This window comes from Myroides sp. LoEW2-1 (assembly GCF_009767705.1).
Classification (GTDB): Bacteria; Bacteroidota; Bacteroidia; order Flavobacteriales; family Flavobacteriaceae; genus Flavobacterium; species Flavobacterium album_A.
Genome location: NZ_WSPP01000269.1, coordinates 1 through 17,528, shown reverse-complemented (window position 1 = coordinate 17,528; position 17,528 = coordinate 1). Strand labels below are relative to the sequence as shown.

Sequence of the window (17,528 nt, the reverse complement as noted above, 5' to 3'; positions counted from 1 at the left end):
TTCAGATTTGATGAAGAATTTAAATTCTTCATCAAATCTGGACTTGTATTCTTTAGGAGATTTATTTCCTAATGCTTTGTGAGGATGGTTAAAATTGTAATCCTCTCTCCATTTATCAGCCAATCTTTGTAACTGGTAAATATCATTGAAGTAAAAAGCATCTAATATATCCTCTCTAAAAAATCGATTAAAACGTTCTATATATCCATTTTGCATTGGTTTACCAGGCTGAGTATATTTAATTTCTATAAAATTCTTCTCACACCAGTTTACAAAGGTTTTAGAGATAAATTCAGAACCGTTATCACATCTAATGTACTTTGGAGTACCTATTTCTTGTTTTAGGTTTTCTAATGTTTCTATTACCGCCCTTGCAGGATAACTTAATCTAGCTTCGATAGCTATTGCTTCTCTATTACAGTCATCTAATACATTAAAAACCCGTACTTTTCTGCCATCTGTAAGTAAGTCACTCATAAAGTCCATACTCCAACACTCATTGAGTACTTGTGATGTTTCTAAAGGCTGTTTAACTCTTGTTATTAAACGTTTCTTATGTTTTCTTCTTAGACTTAGTTTCATTAAGCGATAAACGCGTAGAACTCTTTTTCTGTTCCATACAAGTCCTTCTCTGCGTATCTTATGGTAGTACTCATCAAAGCCGCGAGTAGGGTACTGTTCTACTAATTCACTTAGTTTATCAATGACCTCTGTATCATCTTTTTTACTTTGATAATACCACATTGATCGGCATAGCCCAACTAATAAACAAATACGAACGATGGATAACTTATATTGCTCTAACAGATACTTTGCCCTTTCTATTTTATCTGCTGAGCTTAAAACTTTTTTGACAGAATATCTTTGAGCATTTTATTGTCTAAACTAACATCAGCATACATCTGTTTGAGCTTGCGATTTTCTTCTTCAAGTTCTTTTAAACGCTTCAACTCTTGTTTTTCCATTCCACCATACTTCTTTCTCCAATAGTAAAACGTGCTCTTATCAATACCTAATTCTCGAGAGATTTCACTTACTGATCTTCCCTGTTCATTTTCTTTGAGAGCCTTAATGATTTGGCTCTCACTAAAATTACTTGTTTTCATACTTGACAGTTTTGTTTAAAGTTAATAATTTCGAATTAACAACTGTCCGATTTTTAGGGAAGCCTACAAATGACCTTGGGGTAAAAGAAACAATCAATACTAAAAACAAGTATGAGGAATTATTTTTTAGTATTAAAAAAGGAGAAATTCCTATACTTTCAATTATAAAAGATTCAATAATAAAATGGAGAGCAAGGAAAAATTAAATGAAAAATTGGAATTTCAAACTTCGTTTAAAGGATTACTAGCTATTTTAAAGGAGAGAAAATTTCATAAAAAAACGGTATATCTGAGTGTGAGTGGGATCATTACGATCCTTAACATTTTATTGTTAATTTTCAGCAAAGAGGTAGATTACTTTGTTTTATTAAAAGTTTATACTTCTAATTTTTTACCAGTTTTTGTCGCTTTTTGTGGTTTCTCTATGACTGCATATTCCTTAGTTGTTGGTTTTTTAAATTATGGAACATTTAAAACCGCATTAGAAGAATGGTACAGTAAAAAGTTACAAGACAAATCTAATACAATGAGTAAATATTCTATTTATCAAAAAGGAATTGCATTATTTGCTCTTACAATTCTCATGTTGTTAGTAACAGTTATTTTTTTATTAATAACAAAGTTTTTCGTAGAATTAGAAATTTATGTTTCATGTAATGGTGTGCTTGCGTATAATGCAGTGATATTTTATATTTCTACATTATTATCAGGCTGGTGTTTTATATTAGTAATGTATAATATTATTAATATTTTTACATTTAGTCAAAATATTAATAAATTAGTATATAGAGAACGAGAAAATAATAAAAACACATCAGCATAAAAATAAAACAACAAAGGCACTTATAAGGTGCCTTCATCTGCAAAAGAGTAGTAACTCTCTTGTGTTATAATTAAATGATCTAAAAGCGTTATATCAAGTATTTTACTTGCTTCTTTAATCTTTCTTGTGATTTGTCTATCAGCATCACTTGGAGTTAATTTCCCTGACGGGTGATTGTGTACTACAATGAACGCCGTAGCATTAGCTTTTAAAAGTGCTGAGAAGATGATTCTTAAATCTACTATTGTTCCTGTTATTCCTCCTGAGGAAGCTTCTAATACTCCAAGTACTTTATTGTTGTTAGAAAGCATAAGAACTTTAAACTGTTCTAATAATTCAATCTTATTACTATCCCAAGCCTTTAATGCTATTTGATAGGCACTGTAAGAAGATGTAATCTGAGGTCTCTGTGAAGCCTTTACTTTTGATTTGTAAATCAATTCTACTTCTGATGCGATAAGCCATTCTGTGTTTAAAACTGTAGTTTCCATAATATTAAATTTTTAAATTAATTATGGAGCCACAATTGGTAATGGCTTAGCGAGCGCAAGAAGCAACGCAATAAAGCGAAGACTTTAGTCAAGCATTTATGGGGGAATTTCTTGTTAGCGAACCGCAAGGCATTGCCTAACTTTGTGCAATTTTTAATAAAAGAATTAATAAAAAGCAAAAATAAGCAAAAATGGTGAAAATCGTTATAATATAAAATGTTAGTACAAAGTTGGAGGTCGGTGTACGATAGGTTTTGGACTTAAAAAGACAAGGTTAGGTTACTAAATCATTACCAGTTTAATCTGGTAATGATTGTGATAAATAACTATAATTCAGTCTTTTGCATTATTTTTCATAGTTCCTTGTAAATCATTGATAGTTAATTTTAATCATTAAACAATTGAGTTATGGAGACAGTAAAAAGATCCAAAGCCACATTTATGGTGCTTGGGTAATGGGGTTTTTAAAAATCTTGCCTAATCATCTACAAAATTTCATATCCTTCCGATCCTTTGAACTCCTCAACACATTAATTTAATCGAACCGCTTCTTCTATAGGAATCTTGCCTTCCAGAATTTCAAAAGTTTGATTTTGCATAACGTCGTCATCCAAAACTTCAACTAAGGTTTTAGCAACATCAGTTCTTGTAATGCTACCGCTTTTGTCTAATTTGGATCCGAATTCGATTCTACCCTTACCAGCCTCATTTGTCAATGCTCCCGGCCGCACGATAACATAATCCAACCCACTTGCTCGCAAATGTTTATCTGCAATTTGTTTTGCTTTCAAATAGTCTTCGAGATCACCACCCTGTGAAGGGTCGTCAGTTCCCATCGAATCCAGCATCACGAATTTTGATATTCCAGCTTTCTTAGCCGCATCAATCAATCGTATAGCGCCATTTTGATCAATCTCGATCACTTTTTTACCACCAGATCCGGCAACAAAAATTACTTTGTCAATTTGAGTTAGTGCTTGGCTCAAGTCCTCTTCCAAATTGGCTAGTACCGTGGTAACTTGTTCACTTTCAAAACGCTCTTTTTGCTCTTGTTTCCGAACCATGGCAATCGGTTTATATGCATCCGATTTTTAAAGTATATCGGTAATAATTCTTCCTGTGGTACCATTAGCCCCGGCTACCAATACATTTTTTTTCTAACTATTCAGTTTTCGATTTTAATAATTATTTTCATGGTTTTCCTCTTTCATATTGTTTTGGCCAATTTGGTATGATATGCATTTGATCAGCTCCGAGTAGTGCGAAATATGGATTTCGTAACATCTCCCTACCGATAAAAATTAAATCTGCTTCATCTTTGTCCAAAATATCATCGGCCTGATAGACATCCGTAATTAAACCTACAGCACCTGTCGCGATGTTTACTTCCTTCCTGATCTTTTCGGCAAAAGGAACTTGATAGTTTGCTTTAACTGGAATATTTTGCTCTCTAACAACTCCTCCAGAGGAACAATCTATCAAATCGACTCCGTTTGTTTTTAACAATGTCGCTACTTCCACAGACTCATCTATAGTGTGACCACCAGGTGCCCATTCTTCGGCTGATATGCGTACAAAAAGAGGCATTTCCTGCGGTATTACAGCGCGGATACCTTTAATTACTTCAATCAATAGACGCATACGATTTTCAAATGAACCTCCATATTTATCCTTTCTTTTATTTGTTAGTGGCGATAAAAATTGGTTCAACAGATAGCCATGTGCTGCATGTATCTCAATAATTTCGAAGCCAGCACTCATGGCTCTTTTTGCAGCATTTACGAATGACTGTATGATAGTTTGAATTTCTTCGATAGACAATTCTGTAGGTGTTACGTCATTCTCATAAAATGGCAATGGCGTCGGGGCAACAGTTTGCCAACCGCCTGCTATTGGGCTAATTTGTTTTCCTCCTTGCCAAGGCGGCTGGCAACTAGCCTTTCTACCAGCATGAGCCAACTGGATGCCTGAACAAACACCTTGTGCTTTAATAAAAGTTGTGATTCGTTTTAAGGGTTCTATATGTTCATCTGACCAAATTCCCAGGTCTGATGGTGAGATCCTTCCCTCTGGTGAAACTGCCGCTGCTTCCGTGAAAACGAGGCCGGCACGTCCAACGGCACGCGAACCTAGATGTACAAGGTGCCAGTCATTGGCCATGCCATTTTCTGCACTATATTGGCACATTGGCGATACTACAATTCTGTTTGACAATTCCAAACCTCTAAGGGTAAAGGATGAATATAATTTTGACATGTACTAGAGATGTTTTAATAGAAAATTGGCTTCAAAGTAAATTTCAACTTCAAAGCCAACTTTCCTATGCTATAGAAAGCTAGTTTTTAGCCTCTAATTGATTCAATAATAGTTCAGCAACTTTTTGCGATGAGGCTGGGTTTTGTCCTGTAATGAGCAATCCATCTTCCAAAGCATAGGCCTCAAAATCTTTTGATTTGCTATATATACCTCCTTTTTCCTTCAACATGTCTTCAACAAGAAAAGGGACAACATCGGTAAGACCAACCAGTTTTTCCTCTGAATTTGTAAATCCAGTTACTTTTTTTCCTTTTACAAGTGGTTCCCCCGAAATATTTTTTACATTTTTCAGGGTTGCAGGGGCATGGCATACAAAGGCAACAGGTTTACCGGCATTATAAAAGTTCTCGATCAACCTTGCCGAAACTTCACTCTCTGCCAAATCCCATAAAGGCCCGTGACCACCTGGATAGAATACTGCGTCATATTCCTTTGCAGACACCTCGGAAAGTTTATGCGTTTTGCTCAGTTTTTCCTGTAATGCCTCATCATTTTTAAATCGTTTGGTGGATTCTGTCTGATTTTCCGGTTTATCACTGGTAGGATCGATAGGAGGCTGACCTCCATCAGGTGAGGCCAAAGTAACGCTGGCGCCATTATCTACTAGATAATAATAAGGCGTTGCAAATTCTTCTATCCAAAATCCGGTTTTCTCACCAGTATTTCCTAATAATGCATGAGAGGTTAACACAATTAATATTTTTATCATTTTTATATATTTTTAAAGTTTTTATTAAAGATTTGTAAATTTCATACCATTAGCATTGTAGCGTTCGCCTGCCACAGTGGTGTAGGTATCATCCAAATACTGCATCTCCTCTTGTGTAAGCTCAACGTCAACAGCTTTCGCGTTTTCGATCAAGTATTTCTCATGCTTGGTACCGGGAATAGGAATAATATTTTCTCCTTTGTGTAATAACCAAGCTAAAGACAATTGTGCAGGTGTAACGTTCTTCTTGTCAGCTAACTGCTCAATTCGGCCTAAAAGTGTTTTGTTGCTTTCAAAGAATTCTTTTTGGAAACGAGGCACTGTATGTCGGAAATCATTCTCGGATAATTCTGAAGTGTCCTTGATGGTTCCTGATAAAAAACCTCTACCCAACGGACTGTATGGTACTAATGAAATTCCCAACTCTTCTATAACGGACATTGTGGTTTGCTCAACATCACGTGACCAGATGGAATACTCGGTTTGTACCGCAGTAATAGGATGAACTTTATGGGCTCGTCTTAGCGTATCGCCAGATACTTCCGAAAGCCCGATATATCTAACTTTTCCTTCTTTTACCAGTTCTGCCATTGCCCCAACTGTTTCCTCAATAGGCGTATTAGGATCCACACGATGTAGGTAATACAAATCGATTGCCTCGCGCCCCAATCGTTTTAAACTTGCTTCACAAGCACTTTTCACATACTCGGGAGAACCATTAAGTTGCCTTACTTCTGGGTTGTTCTTGTCCCTTACGAAGCCAAACTTTGTCGCTAGCACCAAATCGTTCCAACGGTCGCTATAGGCTTTCCGAAGAAGTTCTTCGTTAGCACCTATGCCATAAACATCGGCCGTGTCGATAAAGTCGACCCCAATGTCTAATGCTTTGTGCAAGGTTTTAATACTTTGTTTCTCATCCGTTTCCCCATAGAATTCCGACATCCCCATGGCTCCTAAGCCAATGGGGAATACTTTTAGGTCACTTTTTCCAATTGTTCTTTTTTTCATCTTTTTTGTTCCAATTGTTAATAACTCATTTCTACTATCTTTTCCGCATCGGAAGGGCTAAGGGTTTTGTGTTCTCCAAGTCCGGTCCAGCCACGGTCTGTAAAACGTTTTGAGACAATGCTTCCAGTCTCTGAATAATCATCAGTGTATTCTGAAAGTTTCGTTTTGATTCCTAAAGAGTGAAAAAATTCTTCAGTTTTTTCAATTCCTGCCTTGGCTTTTTCCTCCACTGTTCCATCTACAACATTCCAGATACGTTCTGCATATTGTGCGAGCTTTTCCTTTTTAGAGTCAAAGTTATAACGGTAGTGGCTTGGAGCCACAATAGCCAATGTTCTTGCATGATCAATGCCGTAAAGCGCCGTTAATTCGTGTCCCATCATATGTACAGCCCAGTCGCCGGGAACTCCTTGTTGGATTAGTCCGTTCAGCGCCATCGTACAGCTCCACATAAAGTTTGATGCAGCGGCGTAATCTGATGGATCTTTTAAAATGGCTGGTGCCACTTCAACCAAGGTTTGTAAAATACTTTCTGCAAAGCGATCCTGTAACAACGCACCCGTAGGATAGGTCATATATTGCTCCAGAACGTGTGTGTAGGCATCTGTGATCCCATTGGCCAACTGGCGTTGGGGAATAGATTTCACAACTTCTGGATCAAGAATTGAAAATAACGGAAAAAGACCTGGTCCGCCCATGGCTAATTTCTCTTTAGTTTCTTTTCTAGTGATAACCGCTCCAGAATTCATTTCAGAACCTGTTGCAGGCAAGGTTAAAACCGTTCCAAAGGGCATTCCCACGGTAGTAGGTTTATTCGCGGTTAATAAATCCCAAGGGCTATCACCTTTGTAAAGGGCTGCTGCCGATAAAAATTTTGTACCATCGATAACGGATCCTCCACCAACGGCCAATAGGAAATTAATGCCATCCTCTTTTATAACTTGTAGGGCTTTTAATAAAATACTATATTCTGGATTCGCCGGAATTCCACCAAATTCTACAACTTCATAAGCTGAAAGTGCTTTTTTCACCTGATCGTAGATTCCGTTTTTTTTGATGCTTCCGCCTCCGTATAGCAACAATATTTTTGCGTTTTGGGGAATCTCTTTTGATAAATTCTCTATCTGACCTTTGCCAAACAGTATTTTTGTTGGATTTTTAAATTGAAAATTTTTCATTTGACTTTTGTTTTAGATATTAAATAATTAGTGTTGGTTATTTTTCACAGGCAACCAACCTGTTCTTGAAATAAGTGCGCTCCAAAGAGGCGTGGGTATCTTTAATAAATCTTGAGTATTTACATCCAGTTCCGTTCTAATTTGGCCCACTGCATTGTTCTTCACTTTAGTTAACCAATGCGGTTCCATTAAAAGTTCTCTGGCCATGGCTACCAATGGAATGTTGCCCGTGAGAACTCTTTCTACTTCTTCTGGTGTGTGAAGACTTCCGACACCAATAACAGGAAGGCTATGACCCACTTTGGTTGCAATTAGTTGCGCCCGAGCTGCCGTATCATTTTTATCCCGCATTGAACCTGCCCAAAAATCCATCACTGAAACGTGTAGGTAGTCCAACTGTTTTCGCGAAAGTGCTTCCACCAAATGAAGTGTATCTTTCATTGTGATACCTGGGTTTTCCAATTCTTCGGGTGAAAGACGGTATCCAACAAGGAATGGACGCGATGAAAGTGCAGCCGATTCTATTACAGCATCAACTACTGCTAGTGGAAAAGTCATTCTCTTCATCAAATCTCCACCCCATTTGTCTGTTCTACGATTAGAATGAGGGGAGAAGAATTGCTGTAATAAATAAGTGTTCGCTCCATGTATTTCCACCCCATCGAAACCAGCCTCAATTGCTCTGCGTGTAGCTTCTCCAAAAGCCACAATCGTTTCTTCTATTTCAGTTGCAGTCATTTCTCGTGGAACTTGAGCGCCTTCTCTCACGGCGGCAACAGCACTGGCACTTAACGATTGTCCGTCAACGAGTTCTTCGGGAGGCGACATCCTTCCTCCGTGATATAACTGAAGTACAGCTTTGTTGCCGTTCGCTTTTAAGGCATCAGCTATTCTTTTCAAGCTTGGAATTAATTCATCAGAATCGGCACCTATCTGACCATGAAAACCTTTGCCATGTCTAATTACATAGGCACAGGCGGTAATCAATAGCCCAGCTGATTGATTGCGTTCACGGTAGTATGCCACTTCGGCATCTGTAGTAGTTCCATCGTCATTACCCGAAAAGGTGGTCATAGGAGCCAGTACGATTCTATTCGTTATATTAATCCCGGAAACGGGAAAAGTAAAAGGAGAAAGTATCTTATTATAATTTGACTTCATTTTTTAAATAATTATTGGTATTGCAATTATATCTTTACGATCATTTTTCCTTTGTTTTTACCTTCAAAAAGGTCAATAAACGCTTGCGGAATGGCATCAAAACCTTCTACAATAGTTTCTGAATAAGTAAGTTTGTCCTCTTTTAACCATTTTGATAATTGTTGCATTCCTTCAGGAAACTTCTCTGCATAATTTCCAACAATAAAACCTTGCATAAGCGCACTTTTCCTAATCAAAAAATGTTCAACTCTCGGTCCTGTTGAAGCAGAAGTGTCATTGTAGGCCGAAATGGCTCCACAAACAATAATTCTACCGAGCCTATTAATGTTGACATGTACACTATCGGATATATCGCCTCCCACATTATCGAAATAAACATCAACTCCGTTTGGACAAGCATCTGCAACTGCTTTGGTCATATCCTTAACAGTATTATAGTTGATGGCCTCATCAAACCCAAATTTTGATTTTAGCATCGCTACTTTTTCATCTGTACCTGCGATGCCAACAACACGACAACCTAATATTTTTGCGATTTGACCAACAATACTACCAACGGCACCAGCTGCGCCCGATACTACTACGGTTTCCCCTTTTTTGGGTTTTCCTATTTCAGTTAAGCCGAAGTAAGCCGTTAATCCGGTCATACCCAAAACGCCCAGATAGGCAGATAACGAGGCTTTGTTCTCGTCTACTTTTAATAGGTTCTCTCCTTTTGAAGTTTGATATTCTTTCCAGTCCAAAGAGCCAGACACAAAATCCCCTTTTTTAAAGGAATCGTTTTTAGACTCAATAACTTCTGCTATACATCCAGAGGAAATTGGTTCATTTAATTTGAAGGGTTGCACATACGACTTGGCATCGCTCATTCTTCCCCTTAAATAAGGATCAACAGAAACGAATTTTGTTTTTAAAATAATTTCGCCATTGGTAATCTCAGGCTTGTCTTCATTTACAAATTTAAAATCCGATTCTTTTGGTTTTCCAATTGGACGACTGTTTAAATAAATTGCTTTGTTCATTTTCTTAGGTTTTATAATAAATTTAAATTGACTTCTATGTTGCCCCTTGTCGCATTGGAATAAGGACAAACTTGATGCGCTGTTTCAAGTAATTTTTGCGCGGTTTCACGTTCTATTTCAGGGATGCTTACGGCAAGATCAACGGCGAGCGAAAAACCACCTTCACTATTTTGACCGATATTGACAGAAGCCGTTACTGAAGTATCTTTGAGTTTAATTTTCTGATTGCGGGCAACAAGGTTTAGTGCACTATCAAAGCAAGCCGCATAGCCTGCTGCAAAAAGTTGTTCTGGGTTGGTATAGGCACCACCTTTGCCTCCCATTTCTTTCGGGATCTCTATTTTAAAATCCAATACCCCATCATCTGATTTAGTACGTCCTTCACGACCGCCAGTTGCAGTTGCATTAGCTGTATATAATTTTTTCATCATTTTATATCTTTAATCTTTAAATCTTTATATTATTAACGAACGTTCATTCTTTATTTTAGACAAAAAAATATTACAATTTTATGGCATCCCAAGCAGCTCGAAAAGTTTCATCCAATACCTTTTTATCCAAAGTGTACAGGTTTCTATCCTGCATCGCCATGAGAAAGGACAAAGGGTATATCGCATAAGCGTAAAGAACAAAGATTGAAAGAGGCTTTATAATACCTTCCTCTTTTCCTTTTTCCCATAAATCGAGAAGGGGTTGTAAATGCTTTAATCCTTCTTTTCTAATTTCTTCGTCTATTATAGGCGTATTATCACATTGAGATAAAAATGAAGCTTCTTTTATTTGATTTAATTTATAGTCAGCAACATTGTACCATATTATTTCGAAACCTTTTTTAACGGGCATATCCTCATGGTAGCCATTAAATGCAAATTTATTAAAAGAAGCCTTTACTTCAAGGTAAAGGGTATTGATCAGATCCTGTTTATTTTCAAAATAAAGATAGATGGTGGCCGGTGCCACTCCCGCAAGTTTTGCAATTTTAGACATTGGAGCATCATGAAAGCCATGATCATTGACCAATGTTAGGGTAGCGTTCAGTAGGGCACTTTTTTTATCCGTTATTTTTTCCTTCTTAATCATGGTGATATTCATTGTGTGTTTTTACTGATAAAAGGCTATAGATTTTCCATGACAACGCAATTAAAACAAATTGGACTGGAAGTCTGATTAAGGCGGCGTTATGACTACCAATCGCTGGATTTTCAGAAAACACGTCCCATATATGGATTGGTAAAAATAAAATCATTAAAACTAGAACGCCCAAAGCTCCCAATTTAGCATATTTTTTGTTTAACAACAATACAATACCCAGAACAATTTCAATGACGCCGGATATATATATTATAGCTATTGGATACGGCAAAAAGGAGGGGACAAACGGCAGATAAAAATACGGTTTTATAAAATGCTGTACGCCTCCATAGATCATAAACAGCGCAAGAATAATCCTTATAATGTTCCAAAACAACTTTTTCATTTACACCACTTATTGAGTTTGATAGTGCAAATATATGAAAAAAGAATGAACGTTCATTCTTTTTTCTAACTATTATTTTGAATATTCGTAATAAAAGGATCTATTTAATAACAATGACACTTTCCCCAAAAGTTCGAAACTACAGCTTCAGAACGATTGCCATAAACATCGATTTTTTTGAACCTTGGGTTCTGGCAAACATTTTTTAATCATTTCTTTTTTGAAAGTAGCCACCCCAATGAAATGTATGCCAAGCTCTATCCCTGAAAGTTCTGTTAAAAATTTGATAAGGTCATAGACCGATGAAGAAAAAAGGACCTGGTCGTTAATAAAGAAGTCGGGACCCAAAGTCTGGTAAAGAATTCCGCAAGATCTGCTAAACCAAAACCTGAAAACATACAAGTCCTGATGATGGATATGCGCTAATATTTTACTCAATACGATTTCCGTAGCATAAATATTTTAGAAGTTATCACTATCTGTTCGGAATTGTACACCAAAATTTGGAATTAATAATGATACCAATATCACAGTTTCCCACCAGTGGGGAGATTTTTATTGACACTTCACGTAGAAATAGAAAGACAAAAAGGGTAAAGCACTGATGTACTTTACCCTTTATTTATTACATTTGTATTATTGATTTACAAGGAAATCAAAAGAAAGTAAGTGCAGTAAGCACCATTACTAAATCGTTACCGATAGATTTTTACTCTCTTGTAATTTACTCTTTATAAACCACTTTAGGTTTTACTAACCTTTTTTAATAAAAAATATCCCCCATTTACTTTATGCATCTATAAAATCGAAGAACTGCTTTAATGAATCAATAGTAGAGTTATCTAAAATTAAATTATTGTCTTTCTGCTGGATATTCTTCTGAGTATAAGTAAGCAAAAAGGAATCTATTTGATTAATTAACACATTTAATTTAGGTGCATTATCATTGTCTGCATACAAAGCTAAACTGAGTAAAGTATTTAGATTTGAAGTATGAGGTAAATAGTTTGTGTGAAAAAGCACATACATCTGTAGCTTTATATATAAGCACCTATGTAATTTATTTGTAGAGATAAAGCCTTCTTTTTTAGAGTTAATAATGTTCTTCTTAATTAACTTATTGATTTTGGAGATAGGATAATCTAACTTAAAGGCAGTTTCACTATAATCACAATCATAATTATCCATCCAATGAATAGCTGGGTAATATCCATTTGAGTAGATTATATTTTCTTCTTTTATTACATTTTCAAAAAAATGTATGTTTTCAAAACTATATCTTTGAATAAAGAGTCTTGAATGAGCGATAATCGTAAATCTAACATTATCATCTTTACAACTAAAACGATCAATTACTTTTTTCATTTCATCAACCTCCTCTTTAGTAGTAAGCACTAAAAGATAAAAATGTTTAACAGTACTTTCATTCTCAAAGGTAACTACTTCATGAAATTTATAGATTTCCTCTACTCCCTTGGATTTAATTAGAGGTAGTAATTTATCTAAATACTTGAATACTTTTTTCTTCTTTGTTTTACCTTTTGATTTTATCTTATATGGTCTTGAATCTAATTCAATTTTGTCAAGTAGCTGTATAACTATGTTATGTAACTTCACCTGAACTTTCTCAAGTGCTAAAGCCCAATCATCATATAATGCAGTTTCAGAGTCCCTTTTAATTGAATCTATTATGTAATATAGGTTGTCGTCAGTCTTTATGAATAGAGTTTTAATTGGAGCAAAAATTCGCTCAAGTAATAACAATCTTTCTGTGAGGTTAAATTGTGTATTAGTAGTTCCAAAGAGCATTGTTTCAATAACACTTAAATCATATTCAAAGAATTTTAAATAGAGATAAGACACTCCAGAGGTTTCCTCTTTGATGAAATCATCAGAGTAAGAAGATAAAAGCTTATAAGTTTCTATGTATTTAAGCTTATATTTTTTAACATCAGATGAGTAGCAATAATCATTTGGCAACTCACAATTGTCATCTCTATAGAGCAAGAGAACCCCACCTAAGCATAATTTGGTAAAAGACCTCCCTATTTCATCTTGCAATTCAAAATCATTATCATCCAATAATACAATATGTGTATTTTTATCATCTAAGAGTGCTTTAATATACTCTTTACTAAATACCTTAGTAACTTCTGCTTTATCTTTTACCCGAAGCCATAATACTTTAAGGTTATGAAGAGTATTATATAAATTATAAACTCTTCCGTACCAAATAGTAGTAACTTGTTTATCAGTTATACTACTTATTAGCTTTTTCTCTAGGTTCTCAGGGAACTTCTGCTCTTTTAGTAATTGAAATTTAGTTTCCATAATTTAAAATATTTAAGGGTTATTAATTGGTATATAATTCTTTGATGTGATTGTAGAAGTGACTACAAATGTGTAACGTGTTTACATACTGCTCTTGGGAAGGATTATTAGCAGAGGTTGATTGCCTTGGAAAGTAAGGTAGTTTTGTATTTAGAAAATAGAAAAGAGCATCTGACTGTTTTGCACTCATTAACTGATTGCTATAATCTCTATCAGCCCATTGCACGAGTTTCCATAAGTAACGAGGACTAGCAAAATGGGGTACATAGTTCAGCTTCTTATATAAAAATGAAAGACACAATTGCTTGAAAATACTTCCTAACTGTACAACATGTCCAATCTGATAGGTAGAACAACTAAACAAATCCATTTGTAACCATTGGCTCTCTAAGTTATCTTGGCATAGTTTCCAAAAATCCTTTTGCCAATAAGAGCTATCAGTATCTTCGGGCAGTTCAAAAACGGGAAGAATAAACTTAGCATGCTTTTTTGGGGTTCTACTGTATACAACATTATCATCTGTGATACGCTTATAGATAAAAGGCAAGAACTTTGTGCCATGACGTTCTATCCAAGTGGTTTTATGCAATAAGCAAGTAATTTCAACTCGTTGGTTAAAGTGATTTCTGATTAAGGTTGACATGTGCTGTTCCATTTGAATCTTGATATCAGTCCCCACAATGAACAAGAGTAATTCTATAGAGTCATTAGAAACTTTACTTTCTATCAAATAGATTAAGTCAATGCGGTAGCTTTGAAGTAGCCTTTTAATCACAGCATTAAGCATAAACTGTTCATATTCTACTTTAGAGAAAATTTGCTTTCCTTTTAAATCGCTTAGTAGATACTCAATTCTTGGTGTAAAAAAATTATTGACTCCTTTTTCAAATTGTTCACTTATAGCAGTACATACACTCTCAAGCTTAGCAAGATCATTTTCTTCAATTGTCGTCTCGCTATTGCAATCAACATTTAATAGATTACACAGATACGCTTTATCAATATCACTATTGATAAAGATTTGACATAGTTCTGGGGAGTTATTTTCTATTAATTCTAATAGTCCTATATCAGAATTCAAGATGAAAATACTTTTAGGAAATAGCATACTTTGAACGCTGTGAAGGTAAAGGCGTATGATATACACATACATAATCAATACAGCTTGAAATTGCTTCTGTTTAACAAGTGAATCAATAAAACGAGTTTTATAATCTTCGCGTTTTTGTTTTACCTCTAGTACCCAATTATCAAGTTGTAGGAGTTGTCTTCTAATGGAGAAAGTATAAAAGTTTTGTAATAGACTTCCCCAACTACTTTCTCTGCGAGAATAGATAATAAACTGTGGATTCAGATAAAGAGAGATATAAGTAAAGTGAAAATCACTTTCAAAAGGAAAGACGATATGTTTACAAAACGTTACAACTACACCAAACTGTTCAAATACTTCTTTAGTCCAAGAAGATTCTTGTAGCTCTTGTCTTTTATTCTCAGGTATATCCTTATTTAGAATAACCGTTATTTGCTTGATAGCTGAAAAATGAGCACTTGTTGCAAAGATTAATTCAACATTCCCATTATTGATTTCATAGAGAAGTTTCTCTTGAACGACAAGAGGAATACCTTGTAATTCGTTGATTTCTAATTTAGTTTTCATAAAGTGACAGTATTTTGGTTATTAATACTGTCAAAGTTTGTAATGGATTTAGCGGTACCAAACTAATTTTACTTGTATAATACAATTGAAAATTAGTATCTTACACTATTATTAGAGATAGATATGTAATAGGTTTAGAAACCTCTTTAATACATTTGTAAAACTCCTAAACAGATTAAGCCATGACAACAGCCACTCAAAAACATATAGGAAGAAATATTAGTCGAATCCGAGAAATAAAAGGAATGAAGCAAACAACGTTAGCTGAGCTTTTAGGCATTAGTCAGCAACAAGTATCTATTATAGAAAATAGTGAATCTGTTGAAGATTCTAAATTGGAAAGTATTGCTCAGATATTAGAAGTACCTGTAGAAGCAATCAAGGAATACTCTGATGATAAAGTAATGAATGTTATCAATAGTACCATTACAGATAGTCCAATTAATATGAATAACAACTTCTGTACTTTTAATCCACTTGATAAGTTAATTGAAGCACATGAAGAAAATAAAAAACTTTATGAACGATTACTTGAAGCAGAGAAAGAGAAAATAGCTTATTTAGAAAAACTGCTTTCAAATAAATAAGGACATTTACATATTTATCTAAAAGTATAGAATGAAATTTATTCAACAACAGATTCTGCTAAAAAAAGAGATAAAAGTTTTAATTAGACAAGCAGAGATTACTGATGCTAGAGGACTATTACACCTAATTAAAGAATATTTGGATGATTCCGAATATATCCCTATTAATGCAGATGAATTCAATAAAACTGAATTAGATATGTTGGAGTGGATAAAGAAACTTATTTCCTCTGATAATTCGATTATGTTAGTTGCTGAATGTAATGGTAAATTAATAGGTAATCTCGATGTTACTGGACATCATAGAAAGGCGCTCATGCATACAGCAATACTTGGTATGGGAATATTAAAGAAGTGGAGAGGCATAGGTTTAGGTAAAGAATTATTGAATAAAACTCTAGAATGGGCTAGGAATAATGATTCTTTAGAAATATTAACATTAGATGTTTATGCAGAAAATCAAGCAGGAATAGCATTGTATCGTAAATTAGGTTTTAATGAGATAGGTACTACACCAAATTTTATTAAAGATAATGATAGATACTATGACAATATTGCTATGTGGGTTTCAGTTAAATAGATATTTTTATCATTCAAAGCCAAAACCACCTCAGTAGTTCCAATAGAACACTAACCTTTTTAATTCAATATATCTTAGTTGTTTAACCTAAAAACAACTATCATGGAAAATCAAATTACAAAAGAAGATTTAAGATTGTTTGCTCAAACAATCATTGGAGAGTTAAAAGAAATCTTAGCTAAACAAAACAAAGAAACCTCTCTTGAATGGGTAAAGGCTAAAGTAGCAAGGCAATTACTAAGTATCTCACCAGCTTCATTACAAACACTTCGCATCAGTGGTAAATTACAGTGTCGCAAAATACTTGGTTCGTATTACTACAACAGAAAAGATATTATGAACCTTTTTAATGAGTAGAAGTTAACTTCTACTCATTAAAAAGGTTGGAAACTGACTCCCTCGAATTCTGTGCTACAAATACGACAGTTGAATTATTAGAAATTGTAGAGAATTCAAGGGAGTTTTTGTTATCCATTTAACTGATTAATAAAGGTAGTTAGCTGAGCTAATTTATCAGGATTTAGATTTTTTAAGCTCTCAAGTAAATCCGTAAAACTATCCGTTTGTTTATTTGCTTTTTCTTCAAGCTTACCTTTTAATTTCTGCATTTCAGTTTTGATAGACTCTTCTTCTGTTAGAGCGTATTCCTCAGTCTGCTTAACAGAATGATGTCCTAACATTTCTTTTACTACGTGAATAGGAACACCATTACCAAGAGTTACAGTACTTCCAAAAGTTCTTCTTGCTTTGTGTGTGTTTAGTTCACTTATTTCACACAGTGAAGCAATCTCTTTTAAATACTCATTCATCTTTTGATTAGAGCGAACAGGAAGCACTACGTCTTTTCCAATGCAATCAGGATGATCTTTATGTTTTTCCATTATCTCAATAGCTTTTGGAAGTAGTGGTATAGTAATATTAGCATCTGTCTTTTGTCTGTTAATTCTGATCCACAGATTACCTTCTTCATCTTTTGTAATGTATCCTCCCGAGCAAGTACACCTTGTGAGATGTAATTATTCTTATATAGTGTCTGTGATTAACGTTTTATAGTTATGAGGATATAGATCTGTAATATTCTT

At 34.8% G+C, this 17,528-nt stretch carries 19 protein-coding genes and 1 pseudogene; 4 read left to right on the top strand and 16 right to left on the bottom strand.

What is annotated here, in order from left to right; all coding sequences use genetic code 11:
* Together GOQ24_RS13860 and GOQ24_RS16565 are read right to left on the bottom strand one after the other, a co-directional pair.
* Positions 1-807: IS3 family transposase (locus GOQ24_RS13860; protein ID WP_208103230.1), on the bottom strand; the 807-nt coding region annotated here is incomplete at its 3' end.
* Between the two features lie 32 nt (positions 808-839).
* Positions 840-1,106: a transposase gene (locus GOQ24_RS16565; protein WP_006261795.1), complete on the bottom strand. Its 267-nt coding sequence runs from the start codon at positions 1,104-1,106 to the stop codon at positions 840-842.
* 184 nt (positions 1,107-1,290) lie between these two features.
* Here GOQ24_RS16565 and GOQ24_RS13855 point away from each other — a divergent pair, with 184 nt between their 5' ends.
* Complete coding sequence (locus tag GOQ24_RS13855) at positions 1,291-1,929, top strand: hypothetical protein (protein WP_160339966.1); 639 nt, start codon at positions 1,291-1,293, stop codon at positions 1,927-1,929.
* Between the two features lie 20 nt (positions 1,930-1,949).
* Here the strand turns inward: GOQ24_RS13855 and GOQ24_RS13850 are convergent, their stop codons facing one another.
* From GOQ24_RS13850 to GOQ24_RS13790, 13 genes are all read right to left on the bottom strand, one after another.
* Positions 1,950-2,420 (bottom strand): RadC family protein, encoded by a 471-nt coding sequence (locus tag GOQ24_RS13850; RefSeq protein ID WP_160339965.1) that lies wholly within the window; start codon positions 2,418-2,420, stop codon positions 1,950-1,952.
* 530 nt (positions 2,421-2,950) lie between these two features.
* Positions 2,951-3,490 carry an SDR family oxidoreductase gene (locus GOQ24_RS13845; protein WP_296952919.1) on the bottom strand — a complete coding sequence of 180 codons (540 nt, stop codon included), beginning with the start codon at positions 3,488-3,490 and terminating at the stop codon, positions 2,951-2,953.
* A gap of 121 nt (positions 3,491-3,611) precedes the next feature.
* On the bottom strand, positions 3,612-4,676 hold the full coding sequence (locus GOQ24_RS13840) for an NADH:flavin oxidoreductase/NADH oxidase (protein WP_160339964.1): 1,065 nt from the start codon (positions 4,674-4,676) through the stop codon (positions 3,612-3,614).
* Between the two features lie 79 nt (positions 4,677-4,755).
* Positions 4,756-5,445 (bottom strand): type 1 glutamine amidotransferase domain-containing protein, encoded by a 690-nt coding sequence (locus GOQ24_RS13835; RefSeq protein ID WP_160339963.1) that lies wholly within the window; start codon positions 5,443-5,445, stop codon positions 4,756-4,758.
* A gap of 24 nt (positions 5,446-5,469) precedes the next feature.
* On the bottom strand, positions 5,470-6,453 hold the full coding sequence (locus tag GOQ24_RS13830; protein WP_160339962.1) for an aldo/keto reductase: 984 nt from the start codon (positions 6,451-6,453) through the stop codon (positions 5,470-5,472).
* Between the two features lie 17 nt (positions 6,454-6,470).
* Positions 6,471-7,631: an iron-containing alcohol dehydrogenase gene (locus GOQ24_RS13825; protein ID WP_160339961.1), complete on the bottom strand. Its 1,161-nt coding sequence runs from the start codon at positions 7,629-7,631 to the stop codon at positions 6,471-6,473.
* Positions 7,632-7,658: 27 nt separating this feature from the next.
* The gene (locus GOQ24_RS13820) at positions 7,659-8,792 is read right to left on the bottom strand and encodes an NADH-dependent flavin oxidoreductase (protein WP_160339960.1); all 1,134 of its coding nucleotides are present in this window, start codon (positions 8,790-8,792) and stop codon (positions 7,659-7,661) included.
* A 26-nt stretch (positions 8,793-8,818) separates the two neighbouring features.
* Complete coding sequence (locus GOQ24_RS13815; RefSeq protein WP_160339959.1) at positions 8,819-9,814, bottom strand: NADP-dependent oxidoreductase; 996 nt, start codon at positions 9,812-9,814, stop codon at positions 8,819-8,821.
* Between the two features lie 11 nt (positions 9,815-9,825).
* Positions 9,826-10,242, bottom strand: a complete 417-nt coding sequence (locus GOQ24_RS13810) for an organic hydroperoxide resistance protein (RefSeq protein ID WP_160339968.1) — start codon at positions 10,240-10,242, stop codon at positions 9,826-9,828.
* A gap of 73 nt (positions 10,243-10,315) precedes the next feature.
* Complete coding sequence (locus tag GOQ24_RS13805) at positions 10,316-10,894, bottom strand: TetR/AcrR family transcriptional regulator (protein ID WP_160339958.1); 579 nt, start codon at positions 10,892-10,894, stop codon at positions 10,316-10,318.
* On the bottom strand, positions 10,887-11,291 hold the full coding sequence (locus GOQ24_RS13800; protein ID WP_160339957.1) for a DoxX family membrane protein: 405 nt from the start codon (positions 11,289-11,291) through the stop codon (positions 10,887-10,889). Before GOQ24_RS13800 ends, GOQ24_RS13805 begins: the two co-directional genes overlap by 8 nt.
* A 789-nt stretch (positions 11,292-12,080) precedes the next feature.
* Positions 12,081-13,622 (bottom strand): hypothetical protein, encoded by a 1,542-nt coding sequence (locus tag GOQ24_RS13795; protein WP_160339956.1) that lies wholly within the window; start codon positions 13,620-13,622, stop codon positions 12,081-12,083.
* A gap of 22 nt (positions 13,623-13,644) precedes the next feature.
* Positions 13,645-15,279 carry a hypothetical protein gene (locus tag GOQ24_RS13790; RefSeq protein ID WP_160339955.1) on the bottom strand — a complete coding sequence of 545 codons (1,635 nt, stop codon included), beginning with the start codon at positions 15,277-15,279 and terminating at the stop codon, positions 13,645-13,647.
* 182 nt (positions 15,280-15,461) lie between these two features.
* Here GOQ24_RS13790 and GOQ24_RS13785 point away from each other — a divergent pair, with 182 nt between their 5' ends.
* From GOQ24_RS13785 to GOQ24_RS13775, 3 genes are all read left to right on the top strand, one after another.
* Entirely contained in the window at positions 15,462-15,866 is a 405-nt protein-coding gene (locus GOQ24_RS13785; protein WP_160339954.1) for a helix-turn-helix domain-containing protein, read from the top strand.
* A gap of 31 nt (positions 15,867-15,897) precedes the next feature.
* Positions 15,898-16,446 (top strand): GNAT family N-acetyltransferase, encoded by a 549-nt coding sequence (locus GOQ24_RS13780; protein WP_160339953.1) that lies wholly within the window; start codon positions 15,898-15,900, stop codon positions 16,444-16,446.
* 102 nt (positions 16,447-16,548) lie between these two features.
* Positions 16,549-16,803 (top strand): helix-turn-helix domain-containing protein, encoded by a 255-nt coding sequence (locus tag GOQ24_RS13775; protein ID WP_160339952.1) that lies wholly within the window; start codon positions 16,549-16,551, stop codon positions 16,801-16,803.
* A 110-nt stretch (positions 16,804-16,913) separates the two neighbouring features.
* Here GOQ24_RS13775 and GOQ24_RS13770 read toward each other — a convergent pair.
* A pseudogene (locus GOQ24_RS13770) lies at positions 16,914-17,426 on the bottom strand (site-specific integrase); the annotation flags it as partial.
* Between the last annotated feature and the right edge of the window lie 102 nt (positions 17,427-17,528).